Origin of the sequence: Pseudomonas sp. B10 (assembly GCF_900156235.1) — a bacterium.
GTDB classification, from domain to species: domain Bacteria; phylum Pseudomonadota; class Gammaproteobacteria; order Pseudomonadales; family Pseudomonadaceae; genus Aquipseudomonas; species Aquipseudomonas siliginis.
This window is the reverse complement of sequence record NZ_LT707063.1, coordinates 4,137,283-4,154,788: the sequence shown is the minus strand read 5'-3', so window position 1 is coordinate 4,154,788 and position 17,506 is coordinate 4,137,283. Positions and strand designations below refer to the sequence as shown.

10 protein-coding genes are annotated in these 17,506 nt (G+C 59.7%); 2 read left to right on the top strand and 8 right to left on the bottom strand.

Translation table 11 applies throughout. The features are described from left to right. Positions 1–182: 182 nt before the first annotated feature. Entirely contained in the window at positions 183–2,486 is a 2,304-nt protein-coding gene (locus tag BXA01_RS18765; RefSeq protein WP_016771932.1) for a YgiQ family radical SAM protein, read from the bottom strand. A gap of 229 nt (positions 2,487–2,715) precedes the next feature. On the opposite strand from BXA01_RS18765, the gene BXA01_RS18760 reads away from it, so the two are divergent. Further along, complete coding sequence (locus tag BXA01_RS18760) at positions 2,716–5,421, top strand: hypothetical protein (protein WP_157115971.1); 2,706 nt, start codon at positions 2,716–2,718, stop codon at positions 5,419–5,421. A gap of 3 nt (positions 5,422–5,424) precedes the next feature. Next, complete coding sequence (locus BXA01_RS18755; RefSeq protein ID WP_083957558.1) at positions 5,425–10,065, top strand: NEL-type E3 ubiquitin ligase domain-containing protein; 4,641 nt, start codon at positions 5,425–5,427, stop codon at positions 10,063–10,065. A gap of 39 nt (positions 10,066–10,104) precedes the next feature. Here BXA01_RS18755 and dnaB read toward each other — a convergent pair whose 3' ends face one another. The 7 genes from dnaB to rnr form a co-directional block, all read right to left on the bottom strand. Beyond that, entirely contained in the window at positions 10,105–11,502 is a 1,398-nt protein-coding gene (gene dnaB, locus BXA01_RS18750; protein WP_016771936.1) for a replicative DNA helicase, read from the bottom strand. Positions 11,503–11,621: 119 nt separating this feature from the next. Next, a complete protein-coding gene (gene rplI / locus BXA01_RS18745) occupies positions 11,622–12,068 on the bottom strand; it encodes a 50S ribosomal protein L9 (RefSeq protein ID WP_076565417.1) in 447 nt (148 codons plus the stop codon). 18 nt (positions 12,069–12,086) lie between these two features. Further along, positions 12,087–12,980, bottom strand: coding sequence for a hypothetical protein (locus BXA01_RS18740; RefSeq protein ID WP_016771937.1), 894 nt, complete (start codon positions 12,978–12,980; stop codon positions 12,087–12,089). Positions 12,981–13,016: 36 nt separating this feature from the next. Next, complete coding sequence (gene rpsR, locus BXA01_RS18735) at positions 13,017–13,247, bottom strand: 30S ribosomal protein S18 (protein WP_002551829.1); 231 nt, start codon at positions 13,245–13,247, stop codon at positions 13,017–13,019. Positions 13,248–13,276: 29 nt separating this feature from the next. Then, entirely contained in the window at positions 13,277–13,699 is a 423-nt protein-coding gene (gene rpsF, locus BXA01_RS18730) for a 30S ribosomal protein S6 (protein WP_016771938.1), read from the bottom strand. 238 nt (positions 13,700–13,937) lie between these two features. Further along, positions 13,938–14,708, bottom strand: coding sequence for a 23S rRNA (guanosine(2251)-2'-O)-methyltransferase RlmB (gene rlmB / locus BXA01_RS18725; protein WP_039756866.1), 771 nt, complete (start codon positions 14,706–14,708; stop codon positions 13,938–13,940). Continuing rightward, positions 14,705–17,335, bottom strand: a complete 2,631-nt coding sequence (gene rnr / locus BXA01_RS18720) for a ribonuclease R (protein WP_024011371.1) — start codon at positions 17,333–17,335, stop codon at positions 14,705–14,707. The genes rlmB and rnr overlap by 4 nt, the downstream gene beginning before the upstream one ends. Positions 17,336–17,506: the final 171 nt, after the last annotated feature.

Genomic DNA, 17,506 nt, shown 5'->3' with positions numbered 1-17,506 from the left:
ATCGTTCCCACGCTCTGCGTGGGAATGCAGCCCGTGACGCTCCGCGTCACAACCATGTTCGACAATACTGCGAGTAACGGCTGGAACGCGGAGCGTCCCGAGAGGCATTCCCACGCGGAGCGTGGGAACGATCAGCAAAACGCCAACCCGAAGGTTGGCGTTCTGTTCAGCTCAAGCAGTGTTTAGCGCGGCACGACCGGCTTGCGTGTCGGCTTCGGCCCTTTGCCTTTCGCCGCATCCTTGCGCTCCTTGGCCGCCTGCTGGTTGCGGGCGAATGCCGCAGCCTTGGCCTGTTCACGCTTGTCCCACGGATTACCGCCATCACTGGCACGCGGCGGCAGACCGGTGTGCTGGGTGAGAATCTTGGTGGTTTTCTCTTTGGCGACCTTGTGGCTGCCGGCCGGCGTCGAGTTCTTGCGACGGGCGCTCTGGTAGCTGTCGGTGGCCGGCTGATGCGCCGGGATCAGTTGATCCTTGCCCGGGCCGATCAGATCGGCGCGGCCCATGCGGATCAGCGCTTCACGCAGCATCGGCCAGCCTTTCGGGTCGTGATAACGCAAGAACGCCTTGTGCAGACGACGCTGATCTTCGCTCTTGACGATGGTCACGCCGTCGCTTTTGTAGGTGACCTTGCGCAGCGGGTTCTTGCCCGAGTGGTACATCGCCGTAGCGGTGGCCATCGGCGACGGGTAGAACGCCTGCACCTGGTCGGCGCGGAAGCCATTGCCCTTGAGCCACAGAGCAAGGTTCATCATGTCTTCGTCGGTGGTGCCCGGGTGGGCGGCGATGAAGTACGGAATCAGGTACTGCTCCTTGCCCGCTTCCTTGGTGTACTTCTCGAACATGCGCTTGAACTTGTCATAGCTGCCGATGCCCGGCTTCATCATCTGGTTGAGCGGACCTTCCTCGGTGTGCTCCGGGGCGATCTTCAGATAGCCGCCGACGTGGTGAGTCACCAGCTCCTTGACGTATTCCGGCGACTCGACGGCGAGGTCGTAACGCAGGCCGGAAGCGATCAGAATCTTCTTCACACCCGGCAGGGCACGGGCGCTGCGATACAGCTGGATCAGCGACGAGTGGTCGGTGTTCAGGTTCGGGCAGATGCCCGGGAATACGCACGAAGGCTTGCGGCAGGCGGATTCGATTTCCGGGCTCTTGCAGGCGATGCGGTACATGTTCGCAGTCGGGCCGCCGAGGTCGGAAATGACCCCGGTGAAGCCCGGCACCTTGTCGCGGATCTCTTCGATTTCACGAATGATCGACTCTTCGGAACGGTTCTGGATGATGCGGCCTTCGTGCTCGGTGATCGAGCAGAAGGTGCAGCCACCAAAACAGCCACGCATGATGTTCACCGAGAAACGGATCATGTCGTACGCCGGGATCTTCTCCTTGCCGTACGCCGGGTGCGGCACACGGGCGTAAGGCATGCCGAAGACGTAGTCCATTTCTTCGGTGGTCATCGGAATCGGCGGCGGGTTGAACCAGACATCGAGCTCGCCATGCTTCTGCACCAGCGCACGGGCGTTGCCCGGGTTGGTTTCCAGGTGCAGCACGCGGTTGGCGTGGGCGTACAGAACCGGGTCGTTACGGACCTTCTCCATCGACGGCAGACGAATCACGGTCTTGTCGCGGGTCATGCGCGGGCTGGCCAGGATCTGCACGACCTTGGCTTCCTGCGGATCTTCGACCGGGCCTTTTTCCTGCTCGATGGCGCAGGCCTGGGTGTCCTGGGTATTCACGTACGGGTTGATGATCTTGTCGACCTTGCCCGGACGGTCGATGCGCGTGGAGTCGACTTCGTACCAGCCCTGTGGCGTGTCGCGACGGATGAACGCGGTGCCGCGCACATCGGTGATGTCTTCGATCTTGTGGCCCCACGACAGGCGCTGGGCAACTTCGACAATGGCCCGCTCGGCGTTGCCGTACAGCAGAATGTCGGCGCTGGCGTCGATCAGGATCGAGTTGCGCACACGATCCTGCCAATAGTCATAGTGGGCGATGCGGCGCAGCGAGGCTTCGATGCCGCCGAGCACGATCGGCACGTGCTTGTAGGCTTCCTTGCAGCGCTGGCTGTAGACCAGACTGGCGCGATCCGGACGCTTGCCGGCCATGCCGCCGGGGGTGTACGCGTCATCGGAACGGATTTTCTTGTCCGCAGTGTAGCGGTTGATCATCGAGTCCATGTTGCCCGCCGCGACGCCGAAGAACAGGTTCGGCTCGCCGAGCTTCATGAAGTCGTCTTTGGACTGCCAGTTCGGCTGCGCGATGATCCCGACGCGGAAGCCTTGCGACTCCAGCAGCCGGCCGATGATCGCCATGCCGAACGACGGATGATCGACGTAGGCATCACCGGTAACAATGATGATGTCGCAAGAATCCCAGCCGAGCTGATCCATCTCCTCCCTGCTCATCGGCAGGAATGGCGCTGGCCCGAAACATTCGGCCCAATATTTTGGATAGTCAAATAACGGCTTGGCTGCTTGCATGTCGACGACCGGTGTTGAAGTGAAAAATCGCGGGCGCGGAATATAGCACAAATTTTGACCAATTCCGACGACGGTGGTCGGTTTCTCTGCGAGCTGGTCTCGCGCAGCCAGCCCGCGACACATCACGCGTTTTCGCTGAGCGTACGACGCACCAAAACGGCAAGGAAGCCGCCCGCCCGCAGCACTCCCTCGGGAGTAGCGGGGCATTCAACGTAAAGGAAGACAGGCAATGTCACCCAAACCGCCAATCAGAGGCATCACTACCGTCTCGATCCATAATCCGCGACCCGATTATTCGCTAACCCGGCCTGGTTTCCCCCTGTCCTTCGATGGCACGTCGGGGCTCAGGATTCCCACGCGCCCGACTACAACGATCGCAACAGCGATCGATCACGTGCTCAACCACATTATCCCCATGCCTGCGCGGGCGGCGGTCAGAACGGCGGCGGTAGCGCAATCTGTTGCCTTTGTGCACGACCGCCCTTTGAAGGATTACTGGATCACTTCGCTGGTTGTGCTGCCGGCGGCCGATGCCGAAGGCATGTCGACGCTCAATGGACGCCAGTATGTCCAGGTACCGGAGGGTGGCACCGTACAGGTGAGTCTGGACTCGGCCAGCGGTTTCTACCGGGCAAAATTGCCCAGCGAATTGCACGCGTCGGGACCGCTATTGCACTTCGATACCGACAGCCGTCTCTGGCAGCCCATCGACACCTCGGCGCCCTCCACCTACCCCTTGTCCACGACCCGGCTGGAGGCGTTTCGCACCGATCTGGATTTCAGCACGGTCGAGCCGGACGGCGATGGCCTGTTGCGCTTCAACGGCAAACTCTATGTGCAGATCGAGAGCTACGCCTATCAGGTTCTGCATGATCTCGACGCCTCGACACCGCACAGAGCGGTGATGCGCATCGTTCGCCCTGAAGATCCGATCGCCGCCGATGCGACAAACATTTACGTCGCATCACGTTCCGGCAGGTCGGAAGCGATTACTTTCAGTGCTCAATCCGGCTGGCGCGGAACCTCCTTGACAGGTGTAGCCGGAATGCCGAGAGGCGCAGCGGCGCGACCCTCAGACTTATGGCTGCATCTGGAGGTGACAGTCGCACTCGAGGGTATCAACAAGCGGATCAAGCAGGATCAGGATAAACGTGAACAGCTGATAAACGCCTGGCTGGAGGCGAGTAACGCGCAGGGAGAGCATGCGCAAACCGTTCGACGCGAAACAATTGCGCTGCTTGATCGCGAGGTTCACTGCCACAAAGAACTGAAACACCTTGGAAAGGCGCTGAAATACTACGAGGAGCAAAAATCCTCGATCAAGCGCTTCATGAAGCAGGACGCTTACCTGGAAAACATAATCAGGCTGCAAAAAAAACAGATGCTCGCCTATCAGCAACTGATCGAATGCGGCTTGACGCGCCACGCCCTGGAGGGTCCGATGATCGACCTCGACCCGGAGCGGCTTCCGCGAACAGTCAACGTTCTGGGCAGGATGCTGAGTCATCTGAAAGAGCGCCAGCAAATCGCCGACAATCTGGTGAACAAATGGCGGGTCTCTCCAGACGAGTTCAGCGCGGATGTTCTTTCACCAATGGACACCCATAACGTTGTTGCCTCCTGGGTCCTGACCAAAAGTCTGATGCTGGATAACCCACAATCGGCCGGCAACGCCCCTCTGGCATCGGAACTGGCCACCCGCTTTGGTCAGTTGACCTTTGTCTACGGAGCGCTTGGCGCAGTTCCCGAGGTTTCCCACCCTGCCGTATTGAATAACCTGTTCCAGGAATGCACAGCCATCCGCCACTGGTTCGAACGCCTTGATCTGGCACCGGGGGAGCAGCACGCCACTTCACGCAGGGAGATCACTGCGGAAATCGAAATATTCGAGCAGACGCTGGTAGGCCGCTTGAACCAGCTTCTCCATCAGGCTGACCGTCCGGTGCTGACGTTCGACCAGCAGAACATTGATTTCGAGTTCATTCCGGCCCAGGACAGAAGCGGTCTCCAACCGCCGCCCAAGCTCATCTTTCGGGCAAAGAAAAACGGCGTCTACAAGCTCAATGTCGGCGAGTCTCGACGCACCGCGCAAAACGAAGAGGTGATTGAGGTTCGCAACCTCCACAATCCCAGGCAGCCGTCACAGACCTATGACCGAGGACGCGGTGAATGGCATTCGCCGCGGACAACGCCGCAGAGGAGCTTGCCGTCATTGGTTGCCGAAGCCACTCGGCACCTTGACCGTGTCGACGCGCATGTCCGCGCTGCCCTGCACGAAGAACGGCAAAGAAACCATCCGGACAACATTGTCGAGATGCTCGAAAGCAGCGCCGGGGCAATGGATGACACCGTATTGCAGTTGCAGCGGGCGGAACTGGCCCATGATGAGACCGCCGCGCTGATTCGGCGCCTGCAGGACGCCAGTGAACGTCTGCGCAATGACGGCGAAAACATCCGCCTGCGAATCTATAAGGACAAGCATGTTCTGAACGTCGACCGACTGCTGTACCTGATCGACAAGGGCCACGTGAACGCCCGGAAAATCGAGAGCCGATTGAAACGTGGCAAAGGTTCGGATCGGCAATATCTCGACATCTATCTAGTCACCGATGCACATACCCACGATCCCCTCTGGCACGCACATTTTCATTATGCGAGACAGGATTCCCCGGACTTGAATTTCAACGTGCGCGGCGCGCATCTGAAAACCCTTGAACAAAGCAGCAGGGGTATTCAATCGCAGCGCAGGGAAGAACTGGCGCAGCGGCCGCATCAACCTGTCTGGCGCGAATATCTCGATGGACGCACAGCGCAGAAAATCTTCGACCTGGCCGCCGCCTCCGCTCACCCGATGACACAGCCTCAGGCAATGACGCCGAACAGGCCGGCAGCTTCCGCTGAAGAAGCTACCGTGCAACGACTACAAGGAATGTAAGACATGCCAAGCAAACCGCCGTCGAAAGTGACGCTTCCCGGTCATTCACATATTCGACCGGACACATCCATGGATACGCCCCCGCCACGCCTCAACCTGACCCCGCGCCCCGGCCTGGATCCGGCCACGTTGAGCGGCCCGTCAATCCGCGCGAACAGGCTCACAGACGGTATCGATACTGATGCAATCGTTCCTGCTCCCAATGTCACGGTGCAGGCGATTGCTTCAATGCATGATGCCTTCGCTCATGTGGGCCACCCGCTTGAGCATTACCGGCTCAGTGCAACGATCGGCTTGCCCGATGCCGACGCTGAAGGCCTGAGAACATTCAAGGGCCGCCATTACGTGGAAATGGCCGATGGTGGCTTCGTGCAGGTGGGCAAGGATGCGCAGAGCGGCCTCTGGCGCGCCAGGCTGGCCAGTGAATCGACACCCTCCGGACCGCTGATGCTGCACGACCCCGAGAATGGGCGATGGCATGCGCTGGAGTTTTCGCAACCAAGCACCTTCGCTTTATCGGGGGCGCGTCTGCAGGCGTTTCGTACGCCGCTCGACTTCAGCACCAGCTCACCCGACAGCGACGGGCTGCACCGCCATGACGGCAAGCTCTATGCAGTGATCGATAATCACGGCTATCAGGTCCTGTACGATTCCGATGCATCGACGCCTCTGGCCGACGTGATGCGCATCGTTCGCCCGCAAGATCCTGTCGCCGCCGACGTCGACAACATCTACAGCGCTACGCGCCCTGGCAGATCAGAGCCTGTGGTGTTCGATGCCCGTCAGGGCTGGCAAGGCATCGTAGTCGGCGGAGCCGGCGGAATGCAGCGTGGCAGTCCCGACCAACCGGCTTCACCGGGGCTGCGGGAACGACTCAACACCGCGATCAACCGACTGCGCACGCCACAATCGCGACTGCGAAAACTTTATCCCTCTCTGGACAGCGAGCAGATCCGCACGCTGCTGAGCCCCCACAGCGACGATGTACAAGGCTTCTTGACCCGTGTCGAGACTGAATACAAGACCTTGAAGCTGGAACTCGCGACGTGGCTGAAGACCAGTACGCTGGCCGGCGGGGCGGCCCATCCCTCGGTGGAGCGCGCCGCGCAAGAGATCAAGCGTTGCTGGAAACGGCAGACGGGAACAACGCTGCAGCTGGATCTTGGCGACGCTGGCATCGCTGCGCTCTCGGCAGATTTCAGCCATGTACGCACGCTGCACTTGCAGGCGGTGGCATGGTCGGCGGGCTCCGAAACTTTTCTCAAGCGGTTCACAGCCCTTGAGCGCTTGAAAATCAAAGCTTCGGCGCTCGATACACCGCCGGCGAACCTCACGCAGATGCCCGGCCTCAAGGAATTGGACCTGCGAGCGAACCGCATTGAACTGAGCGAGCAAACCGCCGGCGAGCTGGCCTCGCTCAGCCAACTGGAAAACCTTGATCTGTCGGACAACCCGCTGGGCAAGACCCTGGACTTCAGCGGCATGCTCCAGCTCAAGACCGTGAGTCTGCGCAACACCGGGCTGGATGAATGGCCAACGGGGCTGCGAGATCAGCTAGCGATAGAGTCAATCGATCTGCGCGACAACCGATTGCGCGAAATTCCGCAGGCGATCATCAATCCGGCGACTGATCAGTTGCTCGCCATCGCCAATATCAACCGCGTCACCCTGATCGAAGGCAATCCCTTCGCCAGCGATTATTGGCGGCGGCTGGAAGTCTATTGGCAGCGGGTTACGGCCGAATACCCGGCACTGAATACCAGCGCACGCACGGATGCATTCCGGATTGATGGCGACATTCCAGAAGTCGCCATGCTGCTGCAGATGCATCCAGAGAGAACCCCGCAAACTGCCCGGGAATACCTGATCGGTCTGGGGGATGGTGCGCAAGCCACGGTCAGCCAGCGTTTCGAGGAGTTCAAAGTACTCGACGCACAGCTGCAGGCTTACGTCGCCGACAGCACGACGGCAGCATCCAGCGCCGCCGGCCAGGAAAAGCTTCGGGCAGAAAACATTGCCCGGACTATCAAGGACTGCTGGCTCCAGGAATCGACGTCGCTCATGCTGCCAGCAGTGAACGGACCGCTACCGTCACTGACTGCCGACTTCAGTCGGTTGAAAATGCTCATCCTCAATAACGTCGTCTGGTCCGACACTGCCGACACGTTCCTGTCGCGGTTGCCTGATCTGGACATTCTGACGATCACCCACTCCGGCCTGAAAAAATTGCCCGCAGCCATCAGCGGGATGAGCCGGCTCGCCCACCTCAATCTGACTGAAAACCAGATAAAACTCGATGAGCACAGCGCTGGTGCATTGAGTGCATTGCACCAGTTGGTTACCGTCAAGCTGTCTGACAACCCACTGCAGATACCGCCCGATTTCAGCGCAATGTCCGGGCTGCAGACACTGGAGCTGAGGAACACCGGAATCAGCGAGTGGCCCCTCGGGCTGGCTGACAAGACCACCTTGACCGGCGTCGACCTCAGCAACAATAAACTGCGCAACGTCCCCGACGCGCATATCAACCCGCCTGTCGATCAATTGGCCGTGGTCGCGCGGATCAACAATCGCACGCTGATTGAGGGCAACGACTTCCCTCCGCCTTACTGGAGAAAGTTCGATGGCTACTGGCGAAGACTCAATGAACTGCATCCCGAGTTGATGACTCCAGCCCACCCCGCCGTATTCGATACTGAGAACTCGCGAGCGCAACGCTACCGAAGACTGTTTCCCGGCAAAAGCATCAAGGCCTGCCGGGATTTTATCTGGAGCCATGACAAGGGCACTGTCGCGACCAGGCTGTTGGCGCTCGAGCAGGATTTCGCCGTGCTGAAAAACCAGTTGGATGACTGGGTATTTTCCGGAGGCAGCAATCGCCTGCGCTATATCCGCGTCAATCAATTGCACGCCAACACTCAAACCCGCAATGAGCGCATCGAGGCACGGGACCGGATCATCAGTTGCTGGCGACGTGAAACGCCCGAGCAACACGCCTTCGACGGCACGCCGATAGGTCTTGAACTGGATTTGAGCGGTTTGACACTGCCAACCCTGCCGGATCTGAGCAGCGACTTCAGCCATGTCGGCTCACTCAGACTCAACAACATGAATCTCACCGAATCCCCGGAAGGTTTCCTGACCCGCTTCCGGCATTTGCGCTGGCTGAACATGGCGAACAATCGACTCAGGGATCTCCCTCCGGCGATCGGCGAGATGCACGGGATGACGCGGTTGTTCCTGCAGGGTAATCAACTGGAACTCACCGCCGAGACCGCGCAGATACTGGCCGGGAGAACCACTCTGAGGGCCTTGTGGATTCACGACAACCCGCACTTGAGCGTGAGCCCGGATTTCAGTGCGATCACTGACATGCGCGAGGTCGACATGTCCAATACCGGCATCGAAAGCTGGCCAACCGGACTGTTCGATCAGCCTCTGCTGGGCAAGATCCATCTGAACAACAACCGGATCACCAGCCTGCCCGACTTTGTCGTCGCACCGGCAGCGGATCGCCTGACGCATTCGATCCAGGTCAACAGTGGCACTCAGATAAGCGGTAATCCCCTGAGCGCATACACACGAGAACGCCTGGCCGTCTATGGTGAATGGCTGAACCGCTCCTCCGCATCGCTCTACAATCCATTGAACCTGCTGACGACTTCTGTTTCGGCAGCCCGCCCGCAAGCAGTGGTAACGAACTCTGTTTCGGTCTATCCGCAGTTGACCGTCGGCATGACGGCAAACGAGGCGATGATCCGCGCCGAGCAATTGAACAGGCTTAAAGCACAGGAGGGCTCAGATGGCTTTTTCAACATCATTTCCAAGCTCGCCCACCATGCCGATTTCCGCCGACAGATCTGGGACGTGGTCGATGCGATCAGCGAGAACAGCGTGCAGACACGCGCTCTGCGCAGAGACGTTTTTGATCGCGCCTGCGAGGCTGGCTGCACTGACCTTGCCGCAGCCACGTTTACAGACATGCAAGTACTGACCATGACGCACAAGGCGCGCATGCAGGCGAGGCAAGACGGCGATGGTGCTCGATTGGTGGACCTGTCCAGAAGCCTGTTCAGACTCAGACAGGTCGATGATCTGGCCGCAGCCGAAATCGCTGCGAGCAGGGCAATCGTCGACGATCCGCAAACTTCAGCGAGCGAGCGCAATATCCATCAGCTGCGCTTGCGCGACCCGCACGAGATGACGATGGCCTACCGCTTTGGGCTCAAGGATCGACTGCAGTTACCGTTTCAGCCGCAGACACTGTCCTTTATCGGCATGGCCAGAGTTACATCGCCGATGCTGGAAGTGGCCTACCGAAAGGTCATCGCCTTGAACGACTCCCCTGAAGAGTTTCAGGCTCTGGTATCGATGGACTTCTGGCAGGACTTCATCACGCACAAATACTCGTCCCGGTTCGACGTCGCACGTCAGCCCTATCAACAGCAACAGGCCGCACTGGACGCGCAGTCTGCGACAAAAGCCCTGACCCAAATCGAATATGAGGCGCAAACCAATGACGTCACAGCACAGCTGGCTATCAGCGAAGCGACGCTGATCCAGGCACTGACCCGCGAGGAAATTCGCCCCGGTGACGGAGTCGAAACAACTGCGAGCAGCGAGACGGCAGTTTTGGCCGATTGAAGCCGACCACTACAGCAGGCCGGATGATCCGGTCTGCTGTTACTCGTCGTCGTCGAAGTTGTAACTGCCCGGCGCGAGGTTTTCGAAGCGCGTGTACTTGCCGATGAACGCCAGCCGAATAAACCCGATCGGGCCGTTACGCTGCTTGCCGATGATGATTTCGGCGATGCCCTTGTGCTCGGTTTCCGGGTGATACACCTCGTCGCGGTAAACAAACATGATCACGTCGGCGTCCTGCTCGATCGCTCCGGATTCACGCAAGTCGGAGTTCACCGGGCGTTTGTTCGGGCGCTGTTCGAGGGAACGGTTGAGCTGCGACAAGGCGACTACTGGGCAGTTGAATTCCTTGGCCAGGGCTTTCAGGGATCGCGAGATCTCGGAAATCTCGTTGGTACGGTTGTCACCGCTGGAACCGGGGATCTGCATCAGTTGCAGGTAGTCGATCATGATCAAGCCGACATCGCCGTGCTCACGCACCAGACGCCGGGTCCGCGCGCGCATTTCCGAAGGGCTGATACCGGCGGTGTCATCGATGAACAGTTTGCGATCATTGAGCAGGTTGACCGCCGATGTCAGGCGCGGCCAGTCGTCGTCTTCGAGTTGGCCGGAACGCACTTTGGTCTGATCGATCCGGCCGAGCGAAGACAGCATACGCATGATCAGCGATTCGCCTGGCATCTCGAGCGAGTAAACCAGAACAGCCTTCTCGCTGCGCAACACGGCGTTTTCCACCAGGTTCATCGCGAAGGTGGTTTTACCCATCGACGGACGGCCGGCGACGATAATCAGGTCGGACGGCTGCAAGCCGCTGGTCTTCTCGTCGAGGTCGGTGTAACCCGTAGACAGGCCGGTGATGGCGTCGGCGGTGTTGAACAGGGTATCGATCCGGTCGATGGCCTTGGTCAGCAGCTCGTTGACGCCGACCGGGCCGCCGGTCTTCGGCCGCGCTTCGGCGATCTGGAAGATCTGCCGTTCGGCTTCATCGAGGATCTCTTCGGCGGTGCGGCCTTCGGGGTTGAAGGCGCTGTCGGCGATCTCGGTACTGATGCCGATCAGTTGGCGCAACGTCGCACGCTGGCGGACGATCTGCGCATAGGCCTTGATGTTGGCGACGGACGGGGTGTTTTTCGCCAGTTCGCCAAGATAGCCGAGGCCGCCGACTTGCGACGTCTGACCTTCCTTGTCCAGCTGTTCGGCAAGGGTCACGACGTCGATCGGCGAGTTCTGATCGGCCAGTTTGGCGATCGCGCGGAAAATCAGACGGTGGTCATGTCGATAGAAATCGCCATCGGAGACTTGATCGAGCACGCGTTCCCAGGCGTTGTTGTCCAGCATCAGACCACCGAGTACAGCCTGTTCAGCCTCGATGGAATGCGGCGGCACCTTCAGGGCAGCGGTTTGCAGATCGTATTGCTCGGGAGCGGAGATATCGTTCATGGCCACTTGAGTATTAGTGAAAAGCAGGGAATTCAGAAAGACAAAGGGCACGACCTGTAAACAGGATCGTGCCCGATGTTAACCGTCTGACGGACAAGCCGCCAGCCGATCCGTGTTGCTTAAGCTGCTACCACGACAACGCGTACGGTGGCTTCAACTTCGGCGTGCAGGTGCACGGCCACGTCGAATTCATCCACGTTGCGGATGGTGCCGTTCGGCAGACGAACTTCGCTCTTCTGCACTTCAACGCCGGAGGCGGTCAGTGCGTCAGCGATGTCGTGAGTACCGATCGAACCGAACAGCTTGCCTTCGTCGCCAGCGGTGGCAGTGATGGTCACTTCCAGCTCGGCCAGTTGGGCAGCACGGCTTTCAGCCGATGCCTTACGGTCTGCGGCGGCTTTTTCCAGCTCGGCGCGACGCTCTTCGAACGCAGCCAGGTTGGCAGCGGTCGCAGCGGTAGCCTTGCCGAAAGGCAGCAGGTAGTTACGGCCGTAACCGGCCTTAACGTTTACTTTGTCGCCCAGGTTGCCCAGGTTGGCGATTTTTTCCAGAAGGATCAGTTGCATGTGAAAATCCTCTAACTTTTAACCTTCACCGTTCGCGCTGTCGGTGTCTTTCGACACGTGACGACCGCGAAAATCAATCAGGCTGTCGACAATGGCCAGAACCACGAGCAACGGATAGATCAGCTGCATGAACAACAGCAGCGTGACGTACAACCCCACCAGCCAGAAACCGGCCAGTCGCTTCTGCCCGACCAGCCCGTGAATCAGGGCCAGCCCGGCGAACACCAGCGGTACACTGCACAACGGCGTCAACATGGCCATCTGTGCACCGAGATTCGGGCCCAGAAGCATCAACGCCAGCAGTAACATCGCCGGCCCCAGCGGGATGCGGATGGCGCGAAACTCGCGACCGAAACCACCCGGGTTGTACAACAACGCCTGCCAATGCCGCCCGACAATCAGGCTCAGCACGCTGACGATCTGCAACAAGGCCGCAATCAGTCCGGTCAGGACCGGTGCAATCAGGGACGCGAAACGCGCTTGCTCATCGACCGACAATTGCTTGTAGGTCTCACCGAGAAGTGCCGGCATGACCTTTATAAGGGCCTGTGCAAGCATCTCGATCTGAGCCGCAAACGCGACCCCGAGCACCACTGAAAACACCACTCCGATCACTACGCTGACCAGCAGCGTGCGGACCCAGGATTCGCTTGCGCGCAAAACCAACGCAAGCCCCGAAGACCCCAGGAGCACCAGAAGTGCCCGTGGGTCGTCGGCATACAGCCACCAGATCAAGGCCGGCAGCAGTCCCAGCGACAGAACGCCAAGGGCGTCCGTCAATCCGCGCCGCAGCAGCACAAGGCTCCCGGCGGCAGCACCCAACCAATACAACAACGGCAATGTTGCACATCCGGCCACCACGAGAGTGGCCTGCATTCGGCCTCGCATGATGAACTCAGCTAAGGCGCGCATGCATTCAATCCTTTGCTACTTGTCGACTGCCCGGTCTCAGCGGCCGTGGCTGTCGGTGTAGGCCAGCAGGGCCAGGAAGCGGGCGCGCTTGATAGCGGTGGCCAGCTGACGCTGATAACGAGCTTTGGTACCGGTGATGCGGCTTGGAACGATTTTGCCGGTCTCGGATACGTAGGCTTTCAGAGTGTTGAGATCTTTGTAATCGATCTCTTTCACGTCTTCAGCGGTGAAGCGGCAGAATTTACGACGACGGAAGAAACGTGCCATTTGATAGGCTCCTTAATAAGGTCCGTGGATTACTCGTCAGCGTTATCGCTGTTGTCGCTGTCATCACTGTCGGTGCCTTCGGCGCCTTCGTGCTCAGGACGGTCGCGACGCTCACGGCGCTCACTGCGGTTTTCTTCAGCCTTGAGCATCTCGGACTGGCCGGTAACGGCTTCGTCGCGACGGATGACCAGGTTACGGATCACTGCATCGTTGTAGCGGAAGTTGTCTTCCAGCTCGGCCAGGGCCTTGCCAGTGCACTCAACGTTCAGCATCACGTAGTGAGCCTTGTGAACATTGTTGATTGCGTAGGCCAGTTGACGACGGCCCCAGTCTTCCAGACGGTGGATTTTGCCGCCGTCTTCTTCGATCAGCTTGGTGTAACGCTCAACCATGCCGCCGACTTGCTCGCTCTGATCCGGGTGGACCAGAAAGATGATTTCGTAATGACGCATGAATGCTCCTTACGGGTTGTAGCCTGCCGCTCAAAAACGGTCAGACAAGGAGTGAATGACACTTATGGACTTGCTGGCGCGGGGCACATGCGTGCCTGCCGTCACAGCAAGGGGCGCAATTGTAGAGAAGGGACTGCGGGCGCGCAAGGCAATTGGTGAATAAATGAACAGCAGCTATGAGCTACAAGCCTCAAGCTGCAAGCGGACCGCTTTTGACTTGAGGCTTGTAGCTTGCAGCTTATAGCTTGCGCGAAGCGCTGGCCTTGGCCTTCGCACCGCGCTGGCGCTGGGCTTCGAACAGGCACACGCCGGTGGCGACCGAGACGTTGAGGCTGCTGACACTGCCGGCCATCGGCAGGTTCACCAGATAGTCGCAGTGCTCGCGGGTCAGGCGACGCATGCCTTTGCCTTCGGCGCCCATGATCAGGATGGTCGGGCCGGTGAGGTCCTGGTCGTAAATGCTGACCTCGGCTTCACCAGCGGTGCCGACTACCCACAAACCGCGCTGCTGGAGTTTTTCCAACGTGCGCGCCAGGTTGGTCACGGCCACCAACGGAATAACTTCCGCGGCGCCGCAGGCGACTTTACGCACCACCGGGGTCAGCGTGGCCGATTTGTCTTTCGGCACGATCACCGCCAGCGCACCGGCCGCATCGGCCGAACGCAAGCAGGCGCCGAGGTTGTGCGGATCGGTCACGCCGTCGAGCACCAGCAACAGCGGCGCGCCTTCGGTGCGATCGAGCAGCTCGTCGAGCATCGCCTCGCCCCAGACCTGACTCGGGCTGACTTCAGCGACAACGCCCTGATGCACGCCTTCAACCCAGGCGTCCATTTCGCGACGCTCGGCCTGGCCGACCTGAACACGGTTTTCGTTGGCCAGCTCGACCAGCGTCTGCACGCGCGGATCGTTGCGGCTTTCCGCCAGCCAGATCTGCTTGACGCGCTTGGGGTGGTGACGCAGCAACGCTTCTACCGCGTGAACGCCGTAGATTTTTTCCAACTGACTCATGACTTCGCCTTCGGTTTACGCGCCCCGCCACTTTTGGCTGGAGCGGAACCCGCTTTTGGCGGGCCCTTACGGTGTTTGCTCGGCTTGGCTGGCTTGCCGTCGGTCGCCCTGTCAGGCGCCGACCGTCCGGTCTTTCCCCCGGACGCCGCTTTACCACCGTTTTTCGCATCGGCCAGCAAGGCCTTCTTCAATTCACGGCTTTTGCGCAGCTCGGCGTTTTTCGCCACGGCATCGCTCGGGCGATAGGCTTCGGCGACCTTTTCCTTGGCCGGACGACGGCTGGCGGTTTTCGCTGGAGCCTTTTCTTCCGCAGCCTTGGCAGCAGGCGCAGCGGTTTCGGCGCCACGTTTCTTGCGACCGATCGGCGCGCTGATGGTTTTCTCGGCCATCTCGAAGTCGATCTTGCGCTCATCGAGGTCAACGCGCATGACCCGCACTTCAACGGTGTCGCCAAGACGGAAACTGCGACCGGTGCGCTCGCCCGCCAAGCGGTGGTGCACAGGGTCGAAGTGGTAGTAATCGCCCGGCAGCGCGGTGACGTGCACCAGGCCTTCGACGTAGATATCGGTCAGCTCGACGAACAGACCAAAGCCGGTAACGGCGGTGATCACGCCCGGGAACGATTCGCCAACGCGATCCTTCATGAACTCGCACTTGAGCCAGTTCACCACGTCGCGGGTCGCCTCGTCGGCACGGCGCTCGCTCATCGAGCACTGCTCGCCAAGCTGCTCCAGCGCCGCTTCGTCGTACGGATAGATGCGCGCTTTCGGAATGGTCATCGCACCGGCACGACGAACGTGCGGGGTGTCCTGCTTCGAATGGATCACGCTGCGGATCGCGCGGTGCGTGAGCAGGTCCGGGTAACGACGGATCGGCGAAGTGAAGTGGGTATAGGCTTCGTAATTCAGGCCGAAGTGGCCATCGTTTTCAGCGCTGTACACCGCCTGACTCAACGAACGCAGCATCACAGTCTGGATCAGGTGGAAATCCGGACGATCCTTGATGCTCGCGAGCAAAGCCTGATAATCCTTCGGCGACGGACCGTCCTTGCCTTTGTGCAGGGACAGGCCGAGCTCACCGAGGAACGCGCGCAGTTTTTCCAGACGCTCTGGCGGCGGACCAGCGTGAACGCGATACAGCGCAGGGATTTCGTGCTTCTTGAGGAATTCGGCAGTGGCCACGTTGGCCGCCAGCATGCACTCTTCGATCAGCTTGTGCGCATCGTTGCGCACCGTCGGACGGATTTCGGCGATCTTGCGCTCGGAGCCGAAGATGATCCGGGTTTCCTGGGTTTCGAAATCGATCGCGCCACGCACGTGACGGGCGGCCAGCAATACCTTGTACAACGCGTAGAGCTGCTTGAGGTGCGGCACGACGTCGGTGTACTCGCCGCGCAATTTGCGCGCTTCGGTAGCCTTCGGCGTTTCCAGCATCGCGCTGACCTTGTTATAGGTCAGACGAGCGTGGGAATGGATCACCGCCTCATAGAAGCAGTAGTCGGTCATTTCGCCGGACTTGGAGATGGTCATCTCGCAAACCATGGCCAGACGATCGACTTGCGGGTTCAGCGAGCACAGGCCGTTGGACAGTTGCTCCGGCAGCATCGGAATCACGCGCTCGGGGAAGTACACCGAGTTGCCGCGAACCTGAGCTTCGTTGTCCAGCGCCGAGCCGATCTTCACGTAACTGGAAACGTCGGCAATCGCCACGTACAACTTCCAGCCACCGGAGAACAGACGCAGCTTGCCCGGTTTGGCTTCGCAGTAGACCGCATCGTCGAAGTCGCGGGCGTCTTCGCCGTCGATGGTGACGAACGGCAGATGACGCAGGTCGATGCGCTTTTCTTTGTCTTTTTCTTCAACTTCCGGCTTGAGCTTGGCGGCTTCTTTCACAACCGCCTCAGGCCAGACGTGCGGAATATCGTACGTGCGCAGAGCAACGTCGATTTCCATGCCCGGCGCCATGTAGTTGCCGACCACTTCGACCACATCGCCTTGCGGCTGGAAGCGCGGCGTCGGCCAGTGGGTGATTTTCACTTCGACGAACTGACCGATCTGCGCGTTGGCGTTGCGGCCCGGCGTCACCAGCACTTCCTGCTGGATCTTCGGATTGTCGGCAACGACGAAACCGATGCCGCCTTCTTCGAAGTAGCGACCAACGATGGTTTCGTGAGCGCGGGACACCACTTCGACGATCACGCCTTCACGGCGACCACGACGGTCGAGCCCGGAAACCCGGGCCAGCGCACGGTCACCGTCGAACACCAGACGCATTTGCGCCGGACTCATGAACAGGTCGTCGCTGCCGTCGTCCGGCACCAGGAAGCCGAAACCGTCACGATGACCGCTGATGCGGCCGAGGATCAGGTCGAGCTTGTCTACCGGCGCGTAAGTGCCACGGCGGGTGTAGATCAGTTGAGCGTCGCGCTCCATGGCGCGCAAGCGGCGGCGCAGGGCCTCGATCTGGTCTTCTGTGGTCAGACCAAACTCTTCGACCAGTTGCTCGCGGGCAGCAGGCGAACCCCGATCGGCGAGGTGCGCCAGGATCAGTTCGCGGCTGGGAATAGGGTTTTCGTATTTTTCCGCTTCACGAGCGGCCTCGGGATCGAGGGACTGCCAATCGGCCATTAGAGAGTTTTCACCTTGTCTATATGCGGGTTAGTTTGGCATAGGCGCCGGGAAACGGGAAATTTCCGCTTCTATAAGGCTGTGCAAGGCCTTGTATCGACGCTCCGATACCGTTTTGAACGCCGCTGGTAAAAAAATTCAGTTTTTTCTGCGGCAGGGGTTTACAGTTAA